Below are 18,759 nucleotides of genomic sequence, written 5' to 3' on the forward strand. Positions count from 1 at the left end.
AATCAATGAAAGCTGTAGTATATTTTGGAAAACATGATGCAAGAGTATCTAATTTTAAAGAACCACCAATGGGAGAAGATTGCGTTAAAATTGCCGTAAGTTATTGTGGAATTTGTGGAACAGACATTCACAAATTTAATGGGATGGGTGGATCACGTCCTGTTATTCCACCCGTAGTATTAGGACATGAAGCAAGTGGTATAGTGGTGGATGTAGGCTCAAAAGTAACAAATTTCAAAGTTGGTGACCGTGTCGTTGCAGATCCAAACTGGAGTTGTAGTCATTGTTATTATTGTAAAAATGGAAAAACCCATTTATGCGAAAATTCACGTGGTGTAGTCAAAGGATTTGCCGAATATATTTGTCCTCCTGAATCAAATGTATATAAAATTCCAGACTCCTTATCCATGGAGCACGCTGCTTTAACAGAACCATTATCTTGTAGTATTCATGGCATGGATTTGGCAGAAGTTAAAACAGGAGATACTGTACTTATTGTAGGCATGGGATCTATAGGATCCATGATGGTTGAACTTGCCAGAATTTCTGGTGCTTCAAATATTATTGTTGTTGAACCTGTAAAAGAAAAAGAACCGCTCGCAAAGAAATTAGGTGCCACATTATTCATTGATCCAACCACACAAAATGTCAATCAAGTGGTCAAAGACGCTGGCATTGAAAACGTTCAACATGTTATTGAGTGCGTCGGTTTAAAAAATACAATCGAAAACTCTTTCGAATATGCTGGAAAAGGGGCAACTGTTGTTTTATTTGGGCTAGGTGATCCTAATAATCCGCCTGTATTTAATCAATATAATGCATTCCAAAAAGAATTAGTTATCAAAACAAGTTTTGTAAATCCACACACAACGCAACGCGCGATCAATTTATTATCACATGATCAAATTCATTGTGATGACATCATTGTAAAGATTATGGATCCTGAAGAAGTTCCAAAAGAACTAGCTACTAAAACCTACTTCAACAAAGGAAAAGTCCTTGTTAGAATGAGTGGAAAAGAAAATTAATAATTATATGAAAAAAAGAAAACAGAAAATTTTTATAAATATAATCGGTGTAGTATTATTTGCAGCTCTTCTCTTTTTAGGATATAAGCTTGGTGGTTTATTCCTATAAATAAATTCAGTCAGAGATAGTAATATCATCTCTGGCTTTTTGCTCATAAAAAAGATAAGCCCTAAAAGCTTCCCTAAGACAGAAAAGTATATTTTGATATATATATGAAGCTTAGACTACAGCTTTAGTGATCACTAAATCAGCACCAGAACCACAAATGTTGGTTTCCACGACATCCCCTCGATAAACCGGTGTTTTCATTTCTTTCATGATAGCAAAGCTTTACTAAATTCATGACTTATGCAAAAACAATTCTCGGATTGGTAAGTATTAGTCATTAAAAACAAAAATGTCAATCATATCAAGATCATGATCGACATTTTTGTTATATTCTAATTAATTCAATAAATTAGTCTCTTATTGCACATTCTTTTCTGCTTGAAGTTCTAAGTATTCATCAAATCGATTTGAATTTTTTCGATATACTACATACCAAATAGCATAGACAACAACAGTTAGTCCAATTAATTGCATTGACGGATGTCTTAATATATAGTCAATTTCTACATATCTTTGTTTTCTCAATTCTTCTAATAAAATTATTATATATGTTAATAAACCATTGTATGATTCATCCGTAAAAAATAATAAGTCTTTTTTTCAATAGACTGAATAATAGTTTGTACTATTTCAATCACTTCTTGTTGTTCTTCGTCTCTTACAACTTCAACTTGATTGGTATATATTTTTGGAAATAAATTTAATAATAATATCCTTCGATCACTTTCTCGTCCTACGACTAGTGAGCCCCTTTTTGATGACTCTAGTTTTAAATTAAATTTTTGCAACACATCTTTTACAACACTCATATCATGTAAGATTGTAGATCGAGATACATATAGCGAATCTGCCAAGTTTTGCATTGTGAGCGGGATATCAATTTCAGCAATCATATAAGCAATCACATTTGCACGTTCTTCTCTAGAAAGCTTCATTGAGTAGTAATCTTGCTTAGATATTACCCTCTCCACATCTTTAATGGAATTATTAAGTCTAATATTTCCTTGTTCATCGTAACCTAAAGATTTACAGCCTTGTTCTGTTAAATGACCCGAGATATTATCCAAATCATATCTTAAAGTACGTTCAGAAACATTAAATTGTTTAGTTAGCATGGCTAATGTACAAGGTTGATCATATCTCTCATGTTCAATCAATAAATGCACAATGTCAAGACTACGTTTATTTATCATCAAAATCCTCCTATATATCTTATCTTAGCTATTAAAATTTTAAAGTGTAACTTTTTTCATCTTTTTTCGCAAATTATTACTGTTTTTTAGTCATGGTACATAAAATATAATTAACACAAAGGAGCATAATTATATGGAAATAAAACAATATAACCATAAAAAAAAGCCAGTTTTCATGTACATTCATGGAGAATGTTTATCCCCTAACAGTTTTAATACCCAAATAAAAGAATTAAAAAAGGATTTTGAAATTGTCTTACCTTTATTGGATAACACTTTTGTCTCAATAAAACAATGTGCAAAAGAAATAGTTGAATACATTTGCAGTCATTACAATGGTCATATACAAGTTTTAGCTGGCTTTAGTTTAGGCGGTCAAATAGTAGCTGAGATATTGGCCATAAAAAATGATATCTGTGAATATGCAATTATTGAAGGTGCTCTGATGTATCCTGTAAAATTTCATAATTGGAGTGACATTGTTGCTGTTCATTTCCCAATGCTTTCGCACAATAAGTTATTTAATTCATTCATGTATTACGCTAAATACACCGATACTAAATCAGAAAAAGTCTATTATAAAACAATAAATGATTTAGAAATCAAAACTGTATCTAATATGTATAAAGAATTACATAATTATAAAATTTCATCATCCTTAGATAATATCACTGGAAAACTAGCAATCTTAGTTGGTACTCGAGAAGGTAGAGAATATAGAAAAAGTGCTGATATTTTGCACAAACAAATAAAGAATTCTGAAATTTTCATGTTAATGAAATACTGTTATGGTGGTCTAAGCTTAGATCATCCAGAAGAATATATTCGTTTTATTAAAAGCTGGGTTCAGGAAAAAGACAAGCAATCACGAATTAAATCAGAAAGAAAACAGAAAGAACAGGAATTCGAATATATGCCTAATTGGAAGCATTTACTAAATTGGTATCAATCAAAAAAAGAGAACTTTAATACTTGTGATTAAAATTAAAAAAGGGAGGTCATTTAACTGACTTCCCTTAGACAGAAGAGTATATTGAAATATATTTATTATGCTTGTGCTACATCTTTAGTGATTACTAGATCAGCTCCAGAACCACAAATATTGGCTTCTACGACATCACCACGATGAACCGGTGCTTTCATTTCTACGTTGTTCATTTCTTTCATGATATCAAACATCAATTCTTTTGGTACGTCATGATTGGTCTTGACACTGACACGAGCTTGGGTACCACCCACGATCTTTACGCTACTGGTGATGACACGAGTGGGATGGGTACATTCTTTTTTGCCATAAATAGCACCTCTTGGACAACTATTTCCCGTTACTTTATAATCATTTTCTTCATCCACTTTTAGATGACAACCACGTGGACATGTAATACAAATAAGCTCTTTCATGATTAAGCCTCCTCTACGGTTTCAACCGCTAACGTGTTATCTGCTAATCGATCAACTAATACTTTTGGTAAAACAAGATTTTCCATTTCAGCAGGAACCATATGTTCACGCTTAAATTGTGCAACTTGATTTCCCTGACCATCTTTGATCAAGATCTTGGCATCATGCATCGGCGTTCTTACTCGGAATGAAATCTGTACTGATTTTTCAATCGCATCTTTACGAATCTTTTGTGGAACCAAAGCCCCGACATTGACTGCTTTGGTTTCTAATGTCGTTGCACTTTGTGCTTCTCCATTCTTGACATATTGGCCAGCTGCTTTACCAGCTACTTCACTTTCTGCTGATACAAAGTCTACCAAGTCATGGACATGGACAACATTACCAGCCGCAAAGATACCTGGAATGCTCGTTTCCATATTTTCATAAACAATTGGACCATTGGTTCCACGATCAATGTCAATACCAGCCGTCTTTGACAATTCATTTTCTGGAATCAAACCAACACTCAGTAAGACAGTATCTACATCAAATTCAATTTCTGTACCTGGAACCGGATTACGATCAGGTCCAACTTCTTGAACGATGACCTTGTTGACACGACCATCTTTTCCTTGGATATCTGTAATGGTATGTGCTAAATATAGAGGAATATCAAAGTCATTTAAGCACTGTACGATGTTACGATTCAATCCATTGGAATAAGGCATCAATTCGACACAACCAACAACCTTAGCACCTTCCAAACTCATACGACGAGCCATGATCAAACCAATATCACCAGAACCAAGGATCAATACGCGTTTACCTGGCATATAACCTTCAATGTTGACATAACGTTGTGCCGCACCAGCTGTAAATACACCAGCAGGACGATCACCTGGAATGGCAATGGCACCACGTGTTCTTTCACGACAACCCATTGTCAAGACAATAGCTTTTCCTTGAAGAACCATGTATCCATTTTCTTCATTTGTACAATAGACTTGTTTATCTGGAGTAACTTGAATAACCATTGTATCCAATAGATATTCAATATCGGTTTTCTTTACTTCATCAATATAACGACCTGCATATTCAGGACCGGTTAATTCTTCTTTAAAATGATGCAAACCAAATCCATTATGAATACACTGATTTAAGATACCACCTAATTCTTTATCACGTTCAATGATCAAAACACTTTCAGCACCGTTTTGACGAGCTTGTAAAGCAGCTGCTAAGCCGGCAGGCCCTCCACCAACGACAATTACATCATATTCCTTACGCATTATTGAAGACCTCCCTCTTTTGTATGTCCAAATAAAACTTTTGAACCTTTTTTATCTTTCACCACTTCTTCTTGTGGAATACCTAATTCTCTAGCGATAATTTCTTGAACACGTGGTCCACAGAAACCACCTTGGCAACGTCCCATACCGGCGTTGCAACGACGTTTGATACCATCAATAGAAACAGGAACGATTGGGCGATGCAACGCATCAATGATTTCACCTTCGGTAATGGTTTCACAACGACAAATGACACGACCATAGGCTGGATGTTCTTTGATGAAAGCAACTCTTTCATCATCGCTCATTTCTTTAAAACGATAAACTTTTCGAGTGGTTACAGGGTTTTCTTTGGCTACTGTAAATAACCCTTTGTCTTGCATCATTCTCGTTGTATCAATTGCGATGGCATAAGCACTCGACAATCCAGGTGATTGCATCGCAGCAATCTGATAGAATCCAGCAACTTGTGGATCTTCACCGATGATAAAGTCTCCATGATCTTTCCGACGAGCTCGTAAGCCGGCAAACGTACGAATATTTTCACGGAAATTAATGGAAGGAACCGACTTCATAGAAGCCGCCTTTACATCTGCCAATCCTTGTAAAGTCGTACTGTAATCCCCATCAACAGTTGGGTTTGAGTTAGGACCTACAATCAAGTTGCCATGAACAGTTGGACTCACCAACACACCTTTTCCTGCAGCCGTTGGGCATTGGAAAATTACATGATTGACCAATGTTCCCTGGCTTTTATCCAACAAGTAATATTCACCCTTGTTCGGAACAATTTCATAATCTGGCTTTTTAACCATGCCATATACTTTATCGCATTCAACACCCGCTGCATTCACAACAGTTTTTGCTTCAAAAGTATCCGTATCTGTTTTTACAACGAAGTGATCATCCACTTTTTGAATGGCTTTCACTTCTTCATTTAATTTCACTTCGGCACCATTTTTAACAGCAGTTTCTGCACACGCAATCGCAATATCCCATGGATCCACGATACAAGCTGTTGGTGCATACAAAGCAGCTACTGCATTATCCGCAATATTTGGTTCCATCTCATGTAATTCTTCTTTACCAATGATTCTTTGATCAGGAACTCCATTTTTTACACCACGATCATATAACGTTTGAAGCATTGGCTTTTCTTCTTCACTGAATGCAACAACCAAAGATCCAATGTTTTTCACCCGTACATCTAGATCCTTACATAACTGTGGTGTCACTTTATTTCCCCATACATTATATTTCGCCATCAATGTGCCTTCTTTGGCATCATATCCGGCATGGATAATGGCACTATTTGCTTTGGTCGTACCATCAGCGACATCGTTTTCTTTTTCTAGTAATAATACACTGCCTTCGTACTTACTAAGTTCAAATGCCAATGTTGTACCAGAAACTCCTCCACCAACAATGATTACATCATACATATTCATACCCTTCTTTCTACATCAAAAAAAGAGAGTATACGAAAAACAATTTCTGTTTCATGTATACTCTCTAATCTCATACATTGATTTACTTTTTACAACGTCATTATAATGGGAGGTTTCCCATATGTCAATATATTTCCTGAACATTTTTTTTCAAAGAATGACGCAAAATTATACTCTTTACAATAAATCCGCTAAAACACCGATGTTTTCGATCATGATATCAGGTTGATGCTTGCTCTTTGGTACATCTTCTTCTTTGGTTTCTCCGCTCAATACCAAGATGCTGACAACATCAGAATTATCAGCTACCGCAATATCCGTATACATCCGATCCCCAACGATTGCAATCTCTTCTGGTTTTAATCCCGTTGCCTTCACGATATAATCCAGGGTACGATGGCTCGGTTTGCCAAAGAATTCCGGATATACACCAGTACTTGATTCCACACATCGGGCGATACTACCGCAATCCGGAATGAATTCGCCACCTTCAACCGGACAATTCAAATCGGGATTGATGCCGTAATACGTCTTTCCATGTCGAACAAACGTACATAGCTTCGATAATTTTTCATACGTCAAGGTCGTATCAAAGCCGAGGATAACGACATCCGGATCTTCATCATCCAGTGTCCATCCAGCTTTCTCAAAAGCACGCAACAAAGCAGGCGTACCAACCACATACAACTTGGCACCTGGATGATGTTCATCCAGATATTGCAGGATCACATCGGTCGAGACCATCATCTGTTCCGGCGTGATATCAATACCCATTTTTCCCAATTTTGTTGTATAGGCTTCTAGATCCTTGGAAGAATTATTGGTAAAGAAATAATAATTCCGACCTGTCTCTTCTACTTTATCCAAGAACTTATGCGTATAAGGAAATAAATCATTGCCTAGATAGATCGTTCCATCCATATCCAAAATGAATGTTTTTATGTCCTTCATTCGTTCTTGGATGTCTTTTAAATCGGTCATTGCCATAAATTAAAAAACCTCCATTATTTTTTCAAATCAATTATATAAACCATTATATTTCGTTGTCAATAAATTATTTACTAATTATTTTTATTATTGTAAATATAATTACATTTTCCATATATCTTGACGTGTCGTCGATACCGCAATTGCTCCATTACGTAATGAATTGATCACATCTTCTTTAACTGTCACCAACCCACCACACATGACTGGTACCGTGGAATGCTTTGTGATATAACGAATGATCTTCGGCTGTAAGACACCCGGTAAGATCTCGATCGCATCGGGTTGCACACGCGCATGTGACTGTTTGATGATATTCTGTAAAGCCATGCTATCCAATACAAAATACCGATGAATGGTATATAATCCAATCTTTTTACCATATTGAATCAAATTCAATTTGGTAGTAATGATTCCATCTGCATGAGCTACATTTTTTATATAATCCAACACAGAATCATCATTAGATAAACCATCAATTAAATCAACATGTACAATAGCCATACGACCGCTTAATTTGATTCGTTCCACTAATTTTGGCAAAGAACAAATATTCCCATGTAAAATAAAGATGATTCCTACTTCAGTACGCAATGCTGCTTCCAGTCCAGCCTCATCTTTAATGGCAGCCACAATAGGATTATCTTCAAGTACTTGTATAAAATGTCTGTCCATAAAATTTCACACCTCAAAGATATTGTATCATGAGTTAAAACGATAGCGGGCAATTCCTCCAATATTCGTAGCTGGAATTCCTTTGTTACGTAAACGATACATAGCGATTTCCGCACGGAATCCGTCTAAACAATATACATACCAATGTTTATCGTTATATTTTTGAAAATTATTGATATCCGCCAAAGGAATATTGATGGCACCATCCAAATGTTTCAGATGATACTCTTCAGGAATCCGTACATCCACCAAAATACCATTTGGATCCTGTGAAAATTTTTCAAGGCCTTTATACGGATCTTTTCTTTTCCAATCAAACAACATATCTACCACACTCCAAAAAAAGCGGGAATGCCCCGCTTCAATCACGATTATTTGCCTTGACCATAGTAAGCATTGGGACCATGTTTCCGTTTAAAATGCTTATCCAATAGAACTTGTTGCATGGAATCAATCTGATTGTTTTGTAGAAGCGTTGCCGTTGCATTCATTTTTGCTACTTCTTCTAAAACGACTGAATTTTCAACAGCTTTTTTCGCATCTTTGCCCCATACAAAAGGTCCATGTGAATGAACAAGAACAGCCGGCACTTCATCGGGATCAATTCCTCTTGTTTTGAATTCTTCCACGATTACTTTGCCTGTTTCTAATTCATAATCTCCTTGGATTTCTTCATCGGTCATCTTACGAGTACAAGGAACGGCACCATAGAAATAATCCGCATGCGTTGTTCCCAGTGCTTTGAGATCCAATCCTGCTTGGGCAAAACTCGTTGCCCATTGGGAATGTGTATGCACAACACCACCAATATTTGACCAATTGCGATAAAATTCCAAATGTGTTTCTAAATCACTGCTTGGATTTAAATCGCCTTCGACAATATTACCATCTAAATCGGTTAGAACAATATCATCTAGTTTAAGTTCATCATAAGGAACGCCACTTGGTTTGATCGCAACAATTCCTTTTTCACGATCAATTTGTGAAACATTGCCCCATGTAAAAGTAACCAATCCATAGGCAGGCAATAATTTATTCGCCTCCAAAACCGTTTGTTTGAGATCTTCTAACATAGGCTATTCTCCAATGATCTCATCATAGAAATCATAGAACTTCAACAAACGCATGAACGTTAATCGCTGACGTACATATGGACTTAATTTCAATGTTAATGGACGCAACGATTCTGGCAAAGTCAAATCGGTAATTTTGGTAAAGGCATGTACCTTATTCATCCAACCAATGATTTGTTCAGAACTAGGCAACTCTTCCAAAATAGCAATGATTTCAGCTTCTTTGGATTTTAATAAATCACCATTGATATCCGCCATGATATTTGGCGTATTTTCTTCTAAGATAGAATCCACAAGACTTTCTTTGAAATATTTCTTGATAAAGTCTGTTTCAACGTCCATATGATCTTTAACTGTGTAATTTCCAGATTTGATCTTAGCGAGTGCCTTTTTGTAGACAGCACTAACCATGCAAAGTCCGACACCTACTTTTTCACCATGATAGAAGTCAATTGGTTCGTTGATCGTAGCCATCTCCCATAAGTGTGAGCAATGATGCTCTGCACCTGAAGCAGGACGGGAATTACCAATCATCTGCATAGCCAATCCACTTAACAATAGACCATACATTAAATTTTCATACGCTTCAAAATCACCAGAACCAATACCATCTAAGTTATCGATCAATGCTTTTAGAATGTCTTGTTCCCATTCGACAACAGGCATACTAATATACTCGCCCGTTACCGCATGTGAAATCTTCCAGTCACAAATACTTGTAAACTTACCAATTAAATCGCCAACACCACTGGCTGTCAAACGACTTGGTGCTTTGGAAAAAATTTCACTATCGGCTAATACGAAACAAGGACTAACAGCTGTAAAACTTTTCTTAAAGCCATGCCATGTCATTGCCGCAACAGTGGAAACAAATCCATCCACGGATGCAGCCGTAGGGATCGATAAAAACTGTAGATGATTATTGTAAGCATAATAACGAGTAATATCATGCACCGTACCTGATCCACAAGCAATCAAGAAATCCACGTCTTTATGGTCTTCCATGGCTTTTTCCATAGCACCTACACCATGCTCATCGGCATGTAATCCATTGGGATCTAATTTGATCGTTGTGATGCCAGGAACCAATTCTTCAACTTTTTTACCTGCTGCTTGATAAGTATTGTCATCACAAACCATCGCAATATTTTTATATTGCCCATATTTCTTTTGGAGGATATCAGGCAACTGATTGATTGCACCTTTTTCTATGATGATATCATCTACATAAATCTGCTGATTTCGAGATGCATCACATAATCCTCTCACTTTTTCTATATCAATATTCATAATATTTAGCCCCTTTAATTTTTTCTATTTACTTGCCAATAGATTTTAAAGCATCCATAAAATCTTTAAAGAATTTATCTTCGCCCATACCCGTAATACAAGCAAACGCATTGACACAAGGAATTCCATAATCGCCTCGTGGTAATGGACTGGTATGTGCAATGATATCAAAACGACCCGATTGTGCTAATTGCAATGCTTGTTGCGGTTTGGCTTCTGTAGATGTAACCGAATAACCTTGACCTTGTAAATAATCTTTTAATTTGGAAGCAACCATACTACTTGTTACTGTTCCAGATCCACAAATTGATAAAATTCTAACTGATTTTGCCATAATCATAAAGCCTCCTCGATTTTTCTTTCTTTTTCTTTTATAGCTTGGATAATTTCATCCTCTGTATCTGCTTGATAAATTTCATTTAATACATTCATATCTTGAATGATTGCGATGATTCGCTGCAATTTTTTGATATGTTCTTTTGGATTTTCAATAGCCAACATCATGACTACTTTTACATCGATGATCGTATCCGTTGTCCCCATTTGCACAAAGTGTACGGGCTCATTCAATGTCATGATACCTTCGGCTTCACGGAGAACATTCGCTGCTTCGGTATGAGGAATCGCAATCCCAAATCCATTGATTGCCAAACCTGTTGGATAATCTTTTTCCCTTTTTTTCAGTTCCTCTACATAATTATCTTTACAGAAGCCTTCTTGGATAAATTTACTACCCAATTGTTCAAAAACATCATCGGTTGTTTTGGCATCCGCATGTAATATCATTAATTTCTTATTCAAATCTTCCCAAATCATACGTAGCACCCTTCCTATAAATAAGAGTGTGATTCCTCACACTCTCCTTTAAGCTTCTGCTAAATCCTCTGTTCCTGGAGAACCGGCATTTTTCATAGCCATTTTTTCCAAGTGTGCTTCGATACCTTTTACATGTGTACGATAAACGATATAAGCTACTGCATAAATGACAACAGCCAAACCTATCATAACTGGGTTATTGGACAAGAATGCAAAGAATACTAAGCCAACCAATGGTTTTCCTAAGATATTAAATGAGGTAATCATCGCGGCTCCAGCTGGAATCGCATATCCTGCATCTTTCGCTACTTCGGTAAAGATTGGAGCCGTTGCCGAACACATCAACAAGCCAATGCTAAACCAAATCATACCCGTAACAATGACTTTCGCCATATTTCCATTATAGACAGCAACCAAACCTTCAACCATGTAAGGAATTGCAACTAAGTCAACAACTGGCAATGTTTGGTTTCCTGGTAAGAAGAACGCGATGATGACCATGATAGGCATCAATAATAAACCACAAGTTAATGTAGCTGGTTCACCATATCCAACAGCATCATTTACGGCAATAAACCATTCACGGTCGTTGGTATCACCCATGAATTGACGTGCTCCTTCTGTAATTGGCGCAAACGCTTGGGCAAAGAAACCAGTAATGGATGGGAAAATAGCCATGACAGCAGCCGTAGCAACAGCAGCCGTGAAGATAGAACCCCAAGCTTGCATTGTACCCAGTTTATTGATATTTCCTAATAAACCAATAATGAAACCTAAGATGAAACCGATTGTCATTGGTTCACCTAACCAACCAATTTTTTCTTGGATTGATTGTGGGTTCAGTTTAATTTTATTCATGCCAATCAAATTCAATACAGGATCTAAGACGATGGCAAAGATACCTGGTTCAATATTATGCATTGCGATAATCGTACAGTTTGGATATTGGTAATAATTTGACCAACGATTTGCCAACATATCGGCAACTAATAAACTATATAAGTTACATAAGATCATGCAGGCAATACCTAATGGGAAGTTACCGGTAACGGCAATGACCATAGCACCCCAAACCATGTATGAATAGTTATTCCACAAATCGGATGGTTGGAAACATTTCGTCCATTTGATCAAGAATAATACCGTCTGTAGTAAGATACCTAAACCTAGGTAGATCATACCGGCACTGGTTGAGAACGCAACCAAACTGGTCGCTTGCCATCCAACATCGAAAACCCTTAAGTTAACACCTGTTAAGCCTTTCATGACAACAGACATATTTTGTACCAATGGTGTAATAATTGGTGTAAAAGCACCAACCATCAATGAGATACCTTCCAATGAAACGCCGGCATATAAAGCTGACAAGAATGCTTTTTGCGGTTTCACACGGAAGATCAACGCGATGATACCGATAATGATTGGAACAATGATTGCTGCTCCGAAGTTATCGATCAATGATTTCAAAAATTCAAGAATTACCACTTCACATTTCCTCCTTCTGTAAAGTAACACGTTGCAACTATGTTTCTCTGTTTACGCTTACAATTTAAACGAAAAACTACATTTTCAACAGAGTAGACTTTTTCAAACAATTTTGAAAAAAAATATACCCCTTATTTTTCGTATAATGCCGAATCATTCAATTTCACACCAAATGCTTGTCCCACATCTTTTAATCCCTGCAAAGGAATGCTCTGTCTAGGCACCTTTACAACACTGTGTACTTTTAGCCAAATTTCAGCTGCTTTTTCAATCGTATGCATCAAACCAAACGTCTGATCAAAGTCCGTACCTGAACAAAACATGCCATGATGTGCCCAAATAACTGCATTATAACCATGTTCTTTCATTTCCTGGCTCGTCTTGATGGCAATCTGTTTGCCACCTGGTACCATCCATTCCACAACACCGACGCCTTCTGGAAAAATGACCGGACATTCCGTCATGATTTCCCATAATTCACGAGTAAATACTTCACTTTCCAAAGGTAAAATAAAAGTTAATGCGATAATATTCGGACAATGACAATGATAAATCACACGATTTGCATCTTTTGTCTGTTTAGCTTTCACTTCCATATTCATCAAATGCGTAGGTAATTCACTTGTTGGTTTACCGCCAGCTTCTAATCCCCATAGAATTTGATACTTTTCGCCTGTCTCATCAATTTGAATAATACCAATGGTATGGGTTGGGTCTTTTTGCATATTATGAAAAAACTGCCCTGTACCGCTAATCAAAAAATATTGGTTGGCTAAATAAGGAACGCTAGTTCCAATCGCTAACCATTCATTCGAAACAGTTAGTTCTTCTTTGATGGATCTCACTTCATCATCCTGTAGCCAATACGTAAAATTACCACCATTGCGCTCATGCCAACCCAATGCATCTCCATGCATTGCCATCGCAATATAATCCTGAACAAATTTTGTATCTGTCACTTTCATATGGATCTCCTACAACATATATCGAGTCTTACCTGTTTTTAAAGCTTCTTCTAAATACGCAATCAATAACTCTGGACTTCGAATATATGAATCCACGGTATCGCCACCACGATGGTTCGTGATCGTAATATTATCTAATTTTGTGATTGGATCATTCGCATCCAATGGTTCTTTTGGGAATACATCGATAGCTGCTCCCATAATTTGATGGATTTCTAAACTATGTACCAGTGCATCCATATCGACCAAAACTGCACGAGCCGTATTGATCAAGTAAGAAGTTGGTTTCATTAATGCCAATTCTGGCGCACCAATAATAGGTGGATCATTTGGCCCAATTCGTCCATGTAAAGTCACGATATCGGCTTCTTTTAATAAATCTTCCTTAGAAACAGGGATACAACCAGCTTCTTTAATTTCTTTTTCATCCACAAATGGATCATTGACATAGATTGTTGTATGGAAAGGTTGAAGCAAATCCACCACTAAACGACCAATCGTACCAAACCCAATGATCCCAACACTACTACTTCTCAACTCACGAATTCTTCCTGAATTTGGATAGTTTTCACGCCATTCTCCTTGTTTTAAAGCATAATTTGCGCGAGCTACATTCCGTGTTTCACAAATCATCAAACCAACAACTAATTCAGCAACCGCATGGGCATTATGAGCCGGACAATGAATGATATGGATTCCTTTTGCTTGGGCTTCTTTCACAGCAATGTTTTCTAATCCACCGCGTGCCGAAACAATATATTGTAGATGTTTGGCTTGCTGGATCACTTCTTGACCAATGGGACACAAATGAACAAAGACAACATCGGCTTCCACAACGGCTTTACGAATGTCTTCTGGTAAAGGATAGGCTTCACTTCCTTCGGTTTCAATCTTTCGAATCAAAGCACGTGTTTTTACACGATTCAAATCACCTTTCCATGTAAAACCTTGATACGAATCAAATAGACCAGATTTTTCAATTTCTTTGTGAAATGCTTGTTCATCAACGAACATATCACCAATAGCTACACATTTCATTTTTCTACCTCCAAATGTTCTTTTTGCACATTCAGAATAGATAGAATTCCCTTTTATTCCCTAATTTTTTCCATCGTTTTGTTCAAATTTCAATCTTTTTAACAAAAAATTGTTTCTTTCGAACATTTTTCGTAAGATAAAAATATGAAGAAACAACAACGCCAACAAGCCATTATTGATTTGCTCAAACAAAATGATTCCGTTCGTGTATCAACCATCAGTCAAAAATTTAAGATTGTGCCTATGACGGTGCGTCGCGATTTATCGGAACTCGAAAAAAAAGGCATCCTCATACGGACGCATGGAGGAGCCGTTTTAAAGTCAAAACAAACGTATGATACTTCAACAACGATCTACAAACGATTAAAAGTAAATACGAAAATCAAACGTCAAATTGCCCAAAAAGCCCTCACCCAATTAAAAGCCAATGATCACATTTTCATTGCGACCGGATCCACCATTGAGCTCTTTGCCGAAGCCATTGGTGACGATATTCCTTTGACCGTAGTCACAAACTCAATCAATGTGGTCTTACGGCTCTCGCAAAAGAAAAATATAAAAATTTACCTTTTAGGCGGAGAACTTCGCGAAAAATCCATGTCAATGACCGGTCCCATCGCGATCGAAATCCTAAAATATTGTCCAATTGATAAAGCGTTTATCGGCATCAATGCAATTGATGCACAAGGCCATATTTATACATCCAGTGTGGTTGAAACCCAACTATTGGAATATCTATCCACTACCATTCCTTCCCTATATGTACTAGCGGATGCATCCAAGTTGGACAAGATCGACTTTGTGAAAGTTCATCTACAATCACCTTATACATTGATCACCAATACCATTCCCGTTTCTTTAAAAGCGAATTATTTGGAACATGGCATCAATATTATCTAAAGCATTTCTTCGTAATCGCGAATAACCGAATAGATTTCATCTGGACTTTCTGATTGATCCAAACTTTGAATAAACTCCGGATTTGCCAACAAATTCATTAAATGAAACATTGGTTTTAAATGACTATCCTTATCAACGGTGGATAAACAAAAGACATAACGGACGGCTTTATCCCCAAAAAATACCGCTTTTTTCAAACGAATTAAATACATACCCAATTGGTAACCGCCCATATAAGGCGATGCATGAGGTACAGCCACACCTTGCGCTAAAACAATGTAAGGTCCATCTTCTTCAACATTTACGATCATTTGATCAATATACACTTCATTGATATATTTTTCTGCCAATAACACGCATGCACTTTTGCGAATCGCATCTTGCCAGTCATCAGCTTCTACATCAACTTCAATATGTCCTTTCAATAAATACGCTAAAATCGCTTGAATATTCTGATGGGAATCGGGATATACGAATTGACGCAAAACACTAATGATATTTTTATAAATCGTTTCTTTATTCAATGGTGATTCCTGGATCTCATTGGCTAATTGAATCTGTAACTTACGAAAGTTCTCATCAATATCTGAATGTTTCTTCTTTGATTTAATGTGTTCAATACGATCACCCAAAACAATACATTCTTCATCATTCAAATCGGGTGTAACTAAAATACTTTCACAACGGTTTTCCTGAATAGGAACGGTTGTTAGGATCAAATCCACATTATTGACATCATATGTTGATAGAGCATGTTGCGGAATCACACTAACAATATTGAAGTTAAAAAATCTTCGTAACTTCGAAACCAAGAAAGTTACTTCACCTAATCCTGTATCACTCACCAATAAAACCGAAATCGAATTCTTATGTTCACGGCTTCTTTCAATGGCTGCCTGCACATGGATCGTTATATACGCAATCTCTTCTTCCGAGATCTTACGTCCTGCCACTTCTTCTAAAGGACCAATATTCTGCTGGATGGCTTGAACAACTTGCGGATTATTTTGAATCACCGTCTGTAGTAATCCTCTGTCAATATTTGTATTGACTTGGATATCTTGAAAAGTGGATTGAAGATGATTGACTAAATTTTGATAAAATTGGAAATCATTTTTAATATTCACATGAATATCTTGATTGACATGATCAATAAATTCTTTCGCAATGATTTGAATACGCATGAGCTGATCATCGATATCATTTCGTTTTATATACTTTAAATTATATAAAATGTCACTTAGTAAATATTTTTCAGTAAGCATCATTTTAATGCCATATGTGCTAGTGATCACATCCAAAATATGATTCGCCAATGTTGACATGGATGGATGTTGCAAAACATAATCAATTTCAACACTTCGGCCTTTATTGATTTCCCGCATCATGATATTTAGATATTGCAGTAATTCCGAAAAGGAACGATCGGTCAAAAACATCTTAAATCGCAATTCATTATCTTGAATGATTTGTCCTAAGATTTTGATATCGGTTTTGGATAATTGATTTTTGGTTTGGCCTTCATAATAATCCAACGCTTTCATTTGATTGGATATATTCATCAAGACAACCCGACGATTACTTTCCTTTCCCACAATTTGTAGACCTTTGGACAAAGGCACGATTTCTAAGCCATACGGCATGATGATCTTTCGCGTATTATTGACATCGTGAATGATTGTCGATCGCGATACCAAAAGAACATCTGCTAGTTCTTGTAAAGTCATCGTATCGGTTGCTTCCAGCAACAAATATGCAATCATCTCGGCGCGTTCATTTTTATTTAATTTAAATGAATAAAAATCATTATTTTGTAGCACCTGTTCAATTTCTTCATGATTGGCCAAAAATGTAATATTTCCATCTTCATCCATCAATAAAGAAGGTAAATGCTTATTTGTGAAAAAACGAGAGATTGCATCCAGATCATATCGAATGGTTCGTTCCGAAACATGGAAGTGATCAATCAAACGATCTAATGAGCATTTCCTATTATATTTTTGACATTCCTCAATATATAAAATAATTTCTCTATGTCGTTTATTCATGATAATCCCCCTAATTTACTATAACACCATAAAAATTAGCATCGAGTATGAATATTTGCAAAAATTTTCGCAAAAAATTGAATATCTGCACATTTAATTATGCAGTATACTGAAAAAAAGAAAGAAGGATACACATGGAGTTTAAACAATACATCAATAAGCGAAATAAACCCGTGTTCATGTATATCCACGGTGAATGCTTATCAACATTTAGTTTTAAAATTGAAACAAAGGAATTAAAAAAAGATTTTACTGTTATTTTGCCTATCATAGGAAATGATTTTAAAGACATCGAAAGTGCGGCTGATGAAATCATTGCCTTTATTGATAAAAAATACAAAGGTCATATTGCTGTCCTATCGGGATTTTCATTAGGTGGTCAAATTGCCATCAACATTTTAAGTAAACGTCCTGACTTTTGTGATCATGCCATAATAGAAGAAGCACGCATGGAACCAATGAAAATTCGGAATTGGTCCGATCTAGTAGCCGTTTATGCCAATCCACTCGCCCAAAATAAACTTTTCAATTCATTCATGTATTATACAAAATTCAATAAAGATTTCGCTGAAAAAGAATACTATCAAAACTTTAAACAATTATCCAAAGATACCGTCAAAAACCAATTAGAAGCTACGTATTCTTTTACCATGCCAGAAAACTTAAATCAGGTAACTTGTCAAATGGCTATAATGGTTGGTCAACGTGTTCGTAAAGCCTATAAACATAGTGCAGATTTACTTCATGAACAAGTCCCAAACAGTCATATTTTCATGTTGATGAACTACACACACGGTGATTTTAGCTTAGGTCATCCTGAAGAATTTATTCGATTTGTGAAGTCGTGGATCCAGAAAAAAGACAAACAACAACGTAAAGCAGCCGTCAAAGAACAACCAGCTGATGAAGGTATTTATATGCCCAATTGGAAGCATATCCTCCTACGTCTGAAAGAAAAACGGCAGAAACAAAAACAACTTAGTGAGAGAGTGTAATCTAAACTGTGTAAGTTAGTTAGATGCGTACGGCTAA

Annotated in this window: 20 protein-coding genes; 4 read left to right on the forward strand and 16 right to left on the reverse strand. The window is 36.3% G+C overall.

Annotation, left to right across the window (positions count from 1 at the left end):
- Nucleotides 1-5: 5 nt before the first annotated feature.
- Nucleotides 6-1,028, forward strand: a complete 1,023-nt coding sequence (locus tag EDX97_RS06580; protein ID WP_128520367.1) for a zinc-dependent alcohol dehydrogenase family protein — start codon at nucleotides 6-8, stop codon at nucleotides 1,026-1,028.
- 220 nt (nucleotides 1,029-1,248) lie between these two features.
- Here EDX97_RS06580 and EDX97_RS06585 read toward each other — a convergent pair whose 3' ends face one another.
- The gene (locus EDX97_RS06585; RefSeq protein WP_128520368.1) at nucleotides 1,249-1,347 is read right to left on the reverse strand and encodes a DUF1667 domain-containing protein; all 99 of its coding nucleotides are present in this window, start codon (nucleotides 1,345-1,347) and stop codon (nucleotides 1,249-1,251) included.
- Nucleotides 1,348-1,688: 341 nt separating this feature from the next.
- Nucleotides 1,689-2,330, reverse strand: coding sequence for a helix-turn-helix domain-containing protein (locus EDX97_RS06590; protein ID WP_128520369.1), 642 nt, complete (start codon nucleotides 2,328-2,330; stop codon nucleotides 1,689-1,691).
- Between the two features lie 133 nt (nucleotides 2,331-2,463).
- Between EDX97_RS06590 and EDX97_RS06595 the strand changes: the two genes are divergently transcribed.
- The gene (locus tag EDX97_RS06595) at nucleotides 2,464-3,312 is read left to right on the forward strand and encodes an alpha/beta hydrolase (protein ID WP_128520370.1); all 849 of its coding nucleotides are present in this window, start codon (nucleotides 2,464-2,466) and stop codon (nucleotides 3,310-3,312) included.
- A gap of 65 nt (nucleotides 3,313-3,377) precedes the next feature.
- Here the strand turns inward: EDX97_RS06595 and EDX97_RS06600 are convergent, their stop codons facing one another.
- The 13 genes from EDX97_RS06600 to EDX97_RS06660 all read right to left on the reverse strand — a co-directional run bounded on the left by EDX97_RS06600 (nucleotide 3,378) and on the right by EDX97_RS06660 (nucleotide 14,779).
- Nucleotides 3,378-3,731: a DUF1667 domain-containing protein gene (locus tag EDX97_RS06600; protein ID WP_128520371.1), complete on the reverse strand. Its 354-nt coding sequence runs from the start codon at nucleotides 3,729-3,731 to the stop codon at nucleotides 3,378-3,380.
- A gap of 2 nt (nucleotides 3,732-3,733) precedes the next feature.
- Nucleotides 3,734-5,002, reverse strand: coding sequence for an NAD(P)/FAD-dependent oxidoreductase (locus tag EDX97_RS06605; RefSeq protein ID WP_128520372.1), 1,269 nt, complete (start codon nucleotides 5,000-5,002; stop codon nucleotides 3,734-3,736).
- Nucleotides 5,002-6,444 (reverse strand): NAD(P)/FAD-dependent oxidoreductase, encoded by a 1,443-nt coding sequence (locus EDX97_RS06610; protein ID WP_128520373.1) that lies wholly within the window; start codon nucleotides 6,442-6,444, stop codon nucleotides 5,002-5,004. The genes EDX97_RS06605 and EDX97_RS06610 overlap by 1 nt, the downstream gene beginning before the upstream one ends.
- A 183-nt stretch (nucleotides 6,445-6,627) precedes the next feature.
- Complete coding sequence (locus EDX97_RS06615) at nucleotides 6,628-7,437, reverse strand: HAD-IIA family hydrolase (RefSeq protein ID WP_128520374.1); 810 nt, start codon at nucleotides 7,435-7,437, stop codon at nucleotides 6,628-6,630.
- A gap of 102 nt (nucleotides 7,438-7,539) precedes the next feature.
- Complete coding sequence (locus EDX97_RS06620; RefSeq protein ID WP_128520375.1) at nucleotides 7,540-8,112, reverse strand: glycerol-3-phosphate responsive antiterminator; 573 nt, start codon at nucleotides 8,110-8,112, stop codon at nucleotides 7,540-7,542.
- A 27-nt stretch (nucleotides 8,113-8,139) separates the two neighbouring features.
- Nucleotides 8,140-8,436, reverse strand: a complete 297-nt coding sequence (locus EDX97_RS06625; protein ID WP_128520376.1) for a rhodanese-like domain-containing protein — start codon at nucleotides 8,434-8,436, stop codon at nucleotides 8,140-8,142.
- A gap of 47 nt (nucleotides 8,437-8,483) precedes the next feature.
- Nucleotides 8,484-9,185, reverse strand: a complete 702-nt coding sequence (locus tag EDX97_RS06630) for an L-ribulose-5-phosphate 4-epimerase (protein WP_128520377.1) — start codon at nucleotides 9,183-9,185, stop codon at nucleotides 8,484-8,486.
- A 3-nt stretch (nucleotides 9,186-9,188) separates the two neighbouring features.
- Nucleotides 9,189-10,475 carry a sn-glycerol-1-phosphate dehydrogenase gene (locus EDX97_RS06635; RefSeq protein WP_128520378.1) on the reverse strand — a complete coding sequence of 429 codons (1,287 nt, stop codon included), beginning with the start codon at nucleotides 10,473-10,475 and terminating at the stop codon, nucleotides 9,189-9,191.
- A 28-nt stretch (nucleotides 10,476-10,503) separates the two neighbouring features.
- A complete protein-coding gene (locus tag EDX97_RS06640) occupies nucleotides 10,504-10,809 on the reverse strand; it encodes a PTS sugar transporter subunit IIB (RefSeq protein ID WP_128520379.1) in 306 nt (101 codons plus the stop codon).
- Between the two features lie 2 nt (nucleotides 10,810-10,811).
- The gene (locus EDX97_RS06645; protein WP_128520380.1) at nucleotides 10,812-11,291 is read right to left on the reverse strand and encodes a PTS sugar transporter subunit IIA; all 480 of its coding nucleotides are present in this window, start codon (nucleotides 11,289-11,291) and stop codon (nucleotides 10,812-10,814) included.
- Between the two features lie 48 nt (nucleotides 11,292-11,339).
- Nucleotides 11,340-12,776: a PTS galactitol transporter subunit IIC gene (locus tag EDX97_RS06650; RefSeq protein ID WP_128520381.1), complete on the reverse strand. Its 1,437-nt coding sequence runs from the start codon at nucleotides 12,774-12,776 to the stop codon at nucleotides 11,340-11,342.
- Nucleotides 12,777-12,907: 131 nt separating this feature from the next.
- Nucleotides 12,908-13,741, reverse strand: a complete 834-nt coding sequence (gene rhaD, locus EDX97_RS06655) for a rhamnulose-1-phosphate aldolase (RefSeq protein WP_128520382.1) — start codon at nucleotides 13,739-13,741, stop codon at nucleotides 12,908-12,910.
- 9 nt (nucleotides 13,742-13,750) lie between these two features.
- On the reverse strand, nucleotides 13,751-14,779 hold the full coding sequence (locus tag EDX97_RS06660) for a 2-hydroxyacid dehydrogenase (RefSeq protein WP_128520383.1): 1,029 nt from the start codon (nucleotides 14,777-14,779) through the stop codon (nucleotides 13,751-13,753).
- Between the two features lie 144 nt (nucleotides 14,780-14,923).
- Here EDX97_RS06660 and EDX97_RS06665 point away from each other — a divergent pair, with 144 nt between their 5' ends.
- Nucleotides 14,924-15,679, forward strand: a complete 756-nt coding sequence (locus EDX97_RS06665) for a DeoR/GlpR family DNA-binding transcription regulator (protein ID WP_128520384.1) — start codon at nucleotides 14,924-14,926, stop codon at nucleotides 15,677-15,679.
- Here EDX97_RS06665 and EDX97_RS06670 read toward each other — a convergent pair.
- Nucleotides 15,676-17,727 carry a BglG family transcription antiterminator gene (locus EDX97_RS06670; protein WP_128520385.1) on the reverse strand — a complete coding sequence of 684 codons (2,052 nt, stop codon included), beginning with the start codon at nucleotides 17,725-17,727 and terminating at the stop codon, nucleotides 15,676-15,678. The two genes, EDX97_RS06665 and EDX97_RS06670, sit on opposite strands and share 4 nt — an antisense overlap.
- A gap of 134 nt (nucleotides 17,728-17,861) precedes the next feature.
- On the opposite strand from EDX97_RS06670, the gene EDX97_RS06675 reads away from it, so the two are divergent.
- Nucleotides 17,862-18,722, forward strand: coding sequence for an alpha/beta fold hydrolase (locus EDX97_RS06675; protein ID WP_128520386.1), 861 nt, complete (start codon nucleotides 17,862-17,864; stop codon nucleotides 18,720-18,722).
- Nucleotides 18,723-18,759 lie beyond the last annotated feature (37 nt).

Origin of the sequence: Absicoccus porci (assembly GCF_003725415.1) — a bacterium.
GTDB classification, from domain to species: Bacteria; Bacillota_I; Bacilli_A; order Erysipelotrichales; family Erysipelotrichaceae; genus Absicoccus; species Absicoccus porci.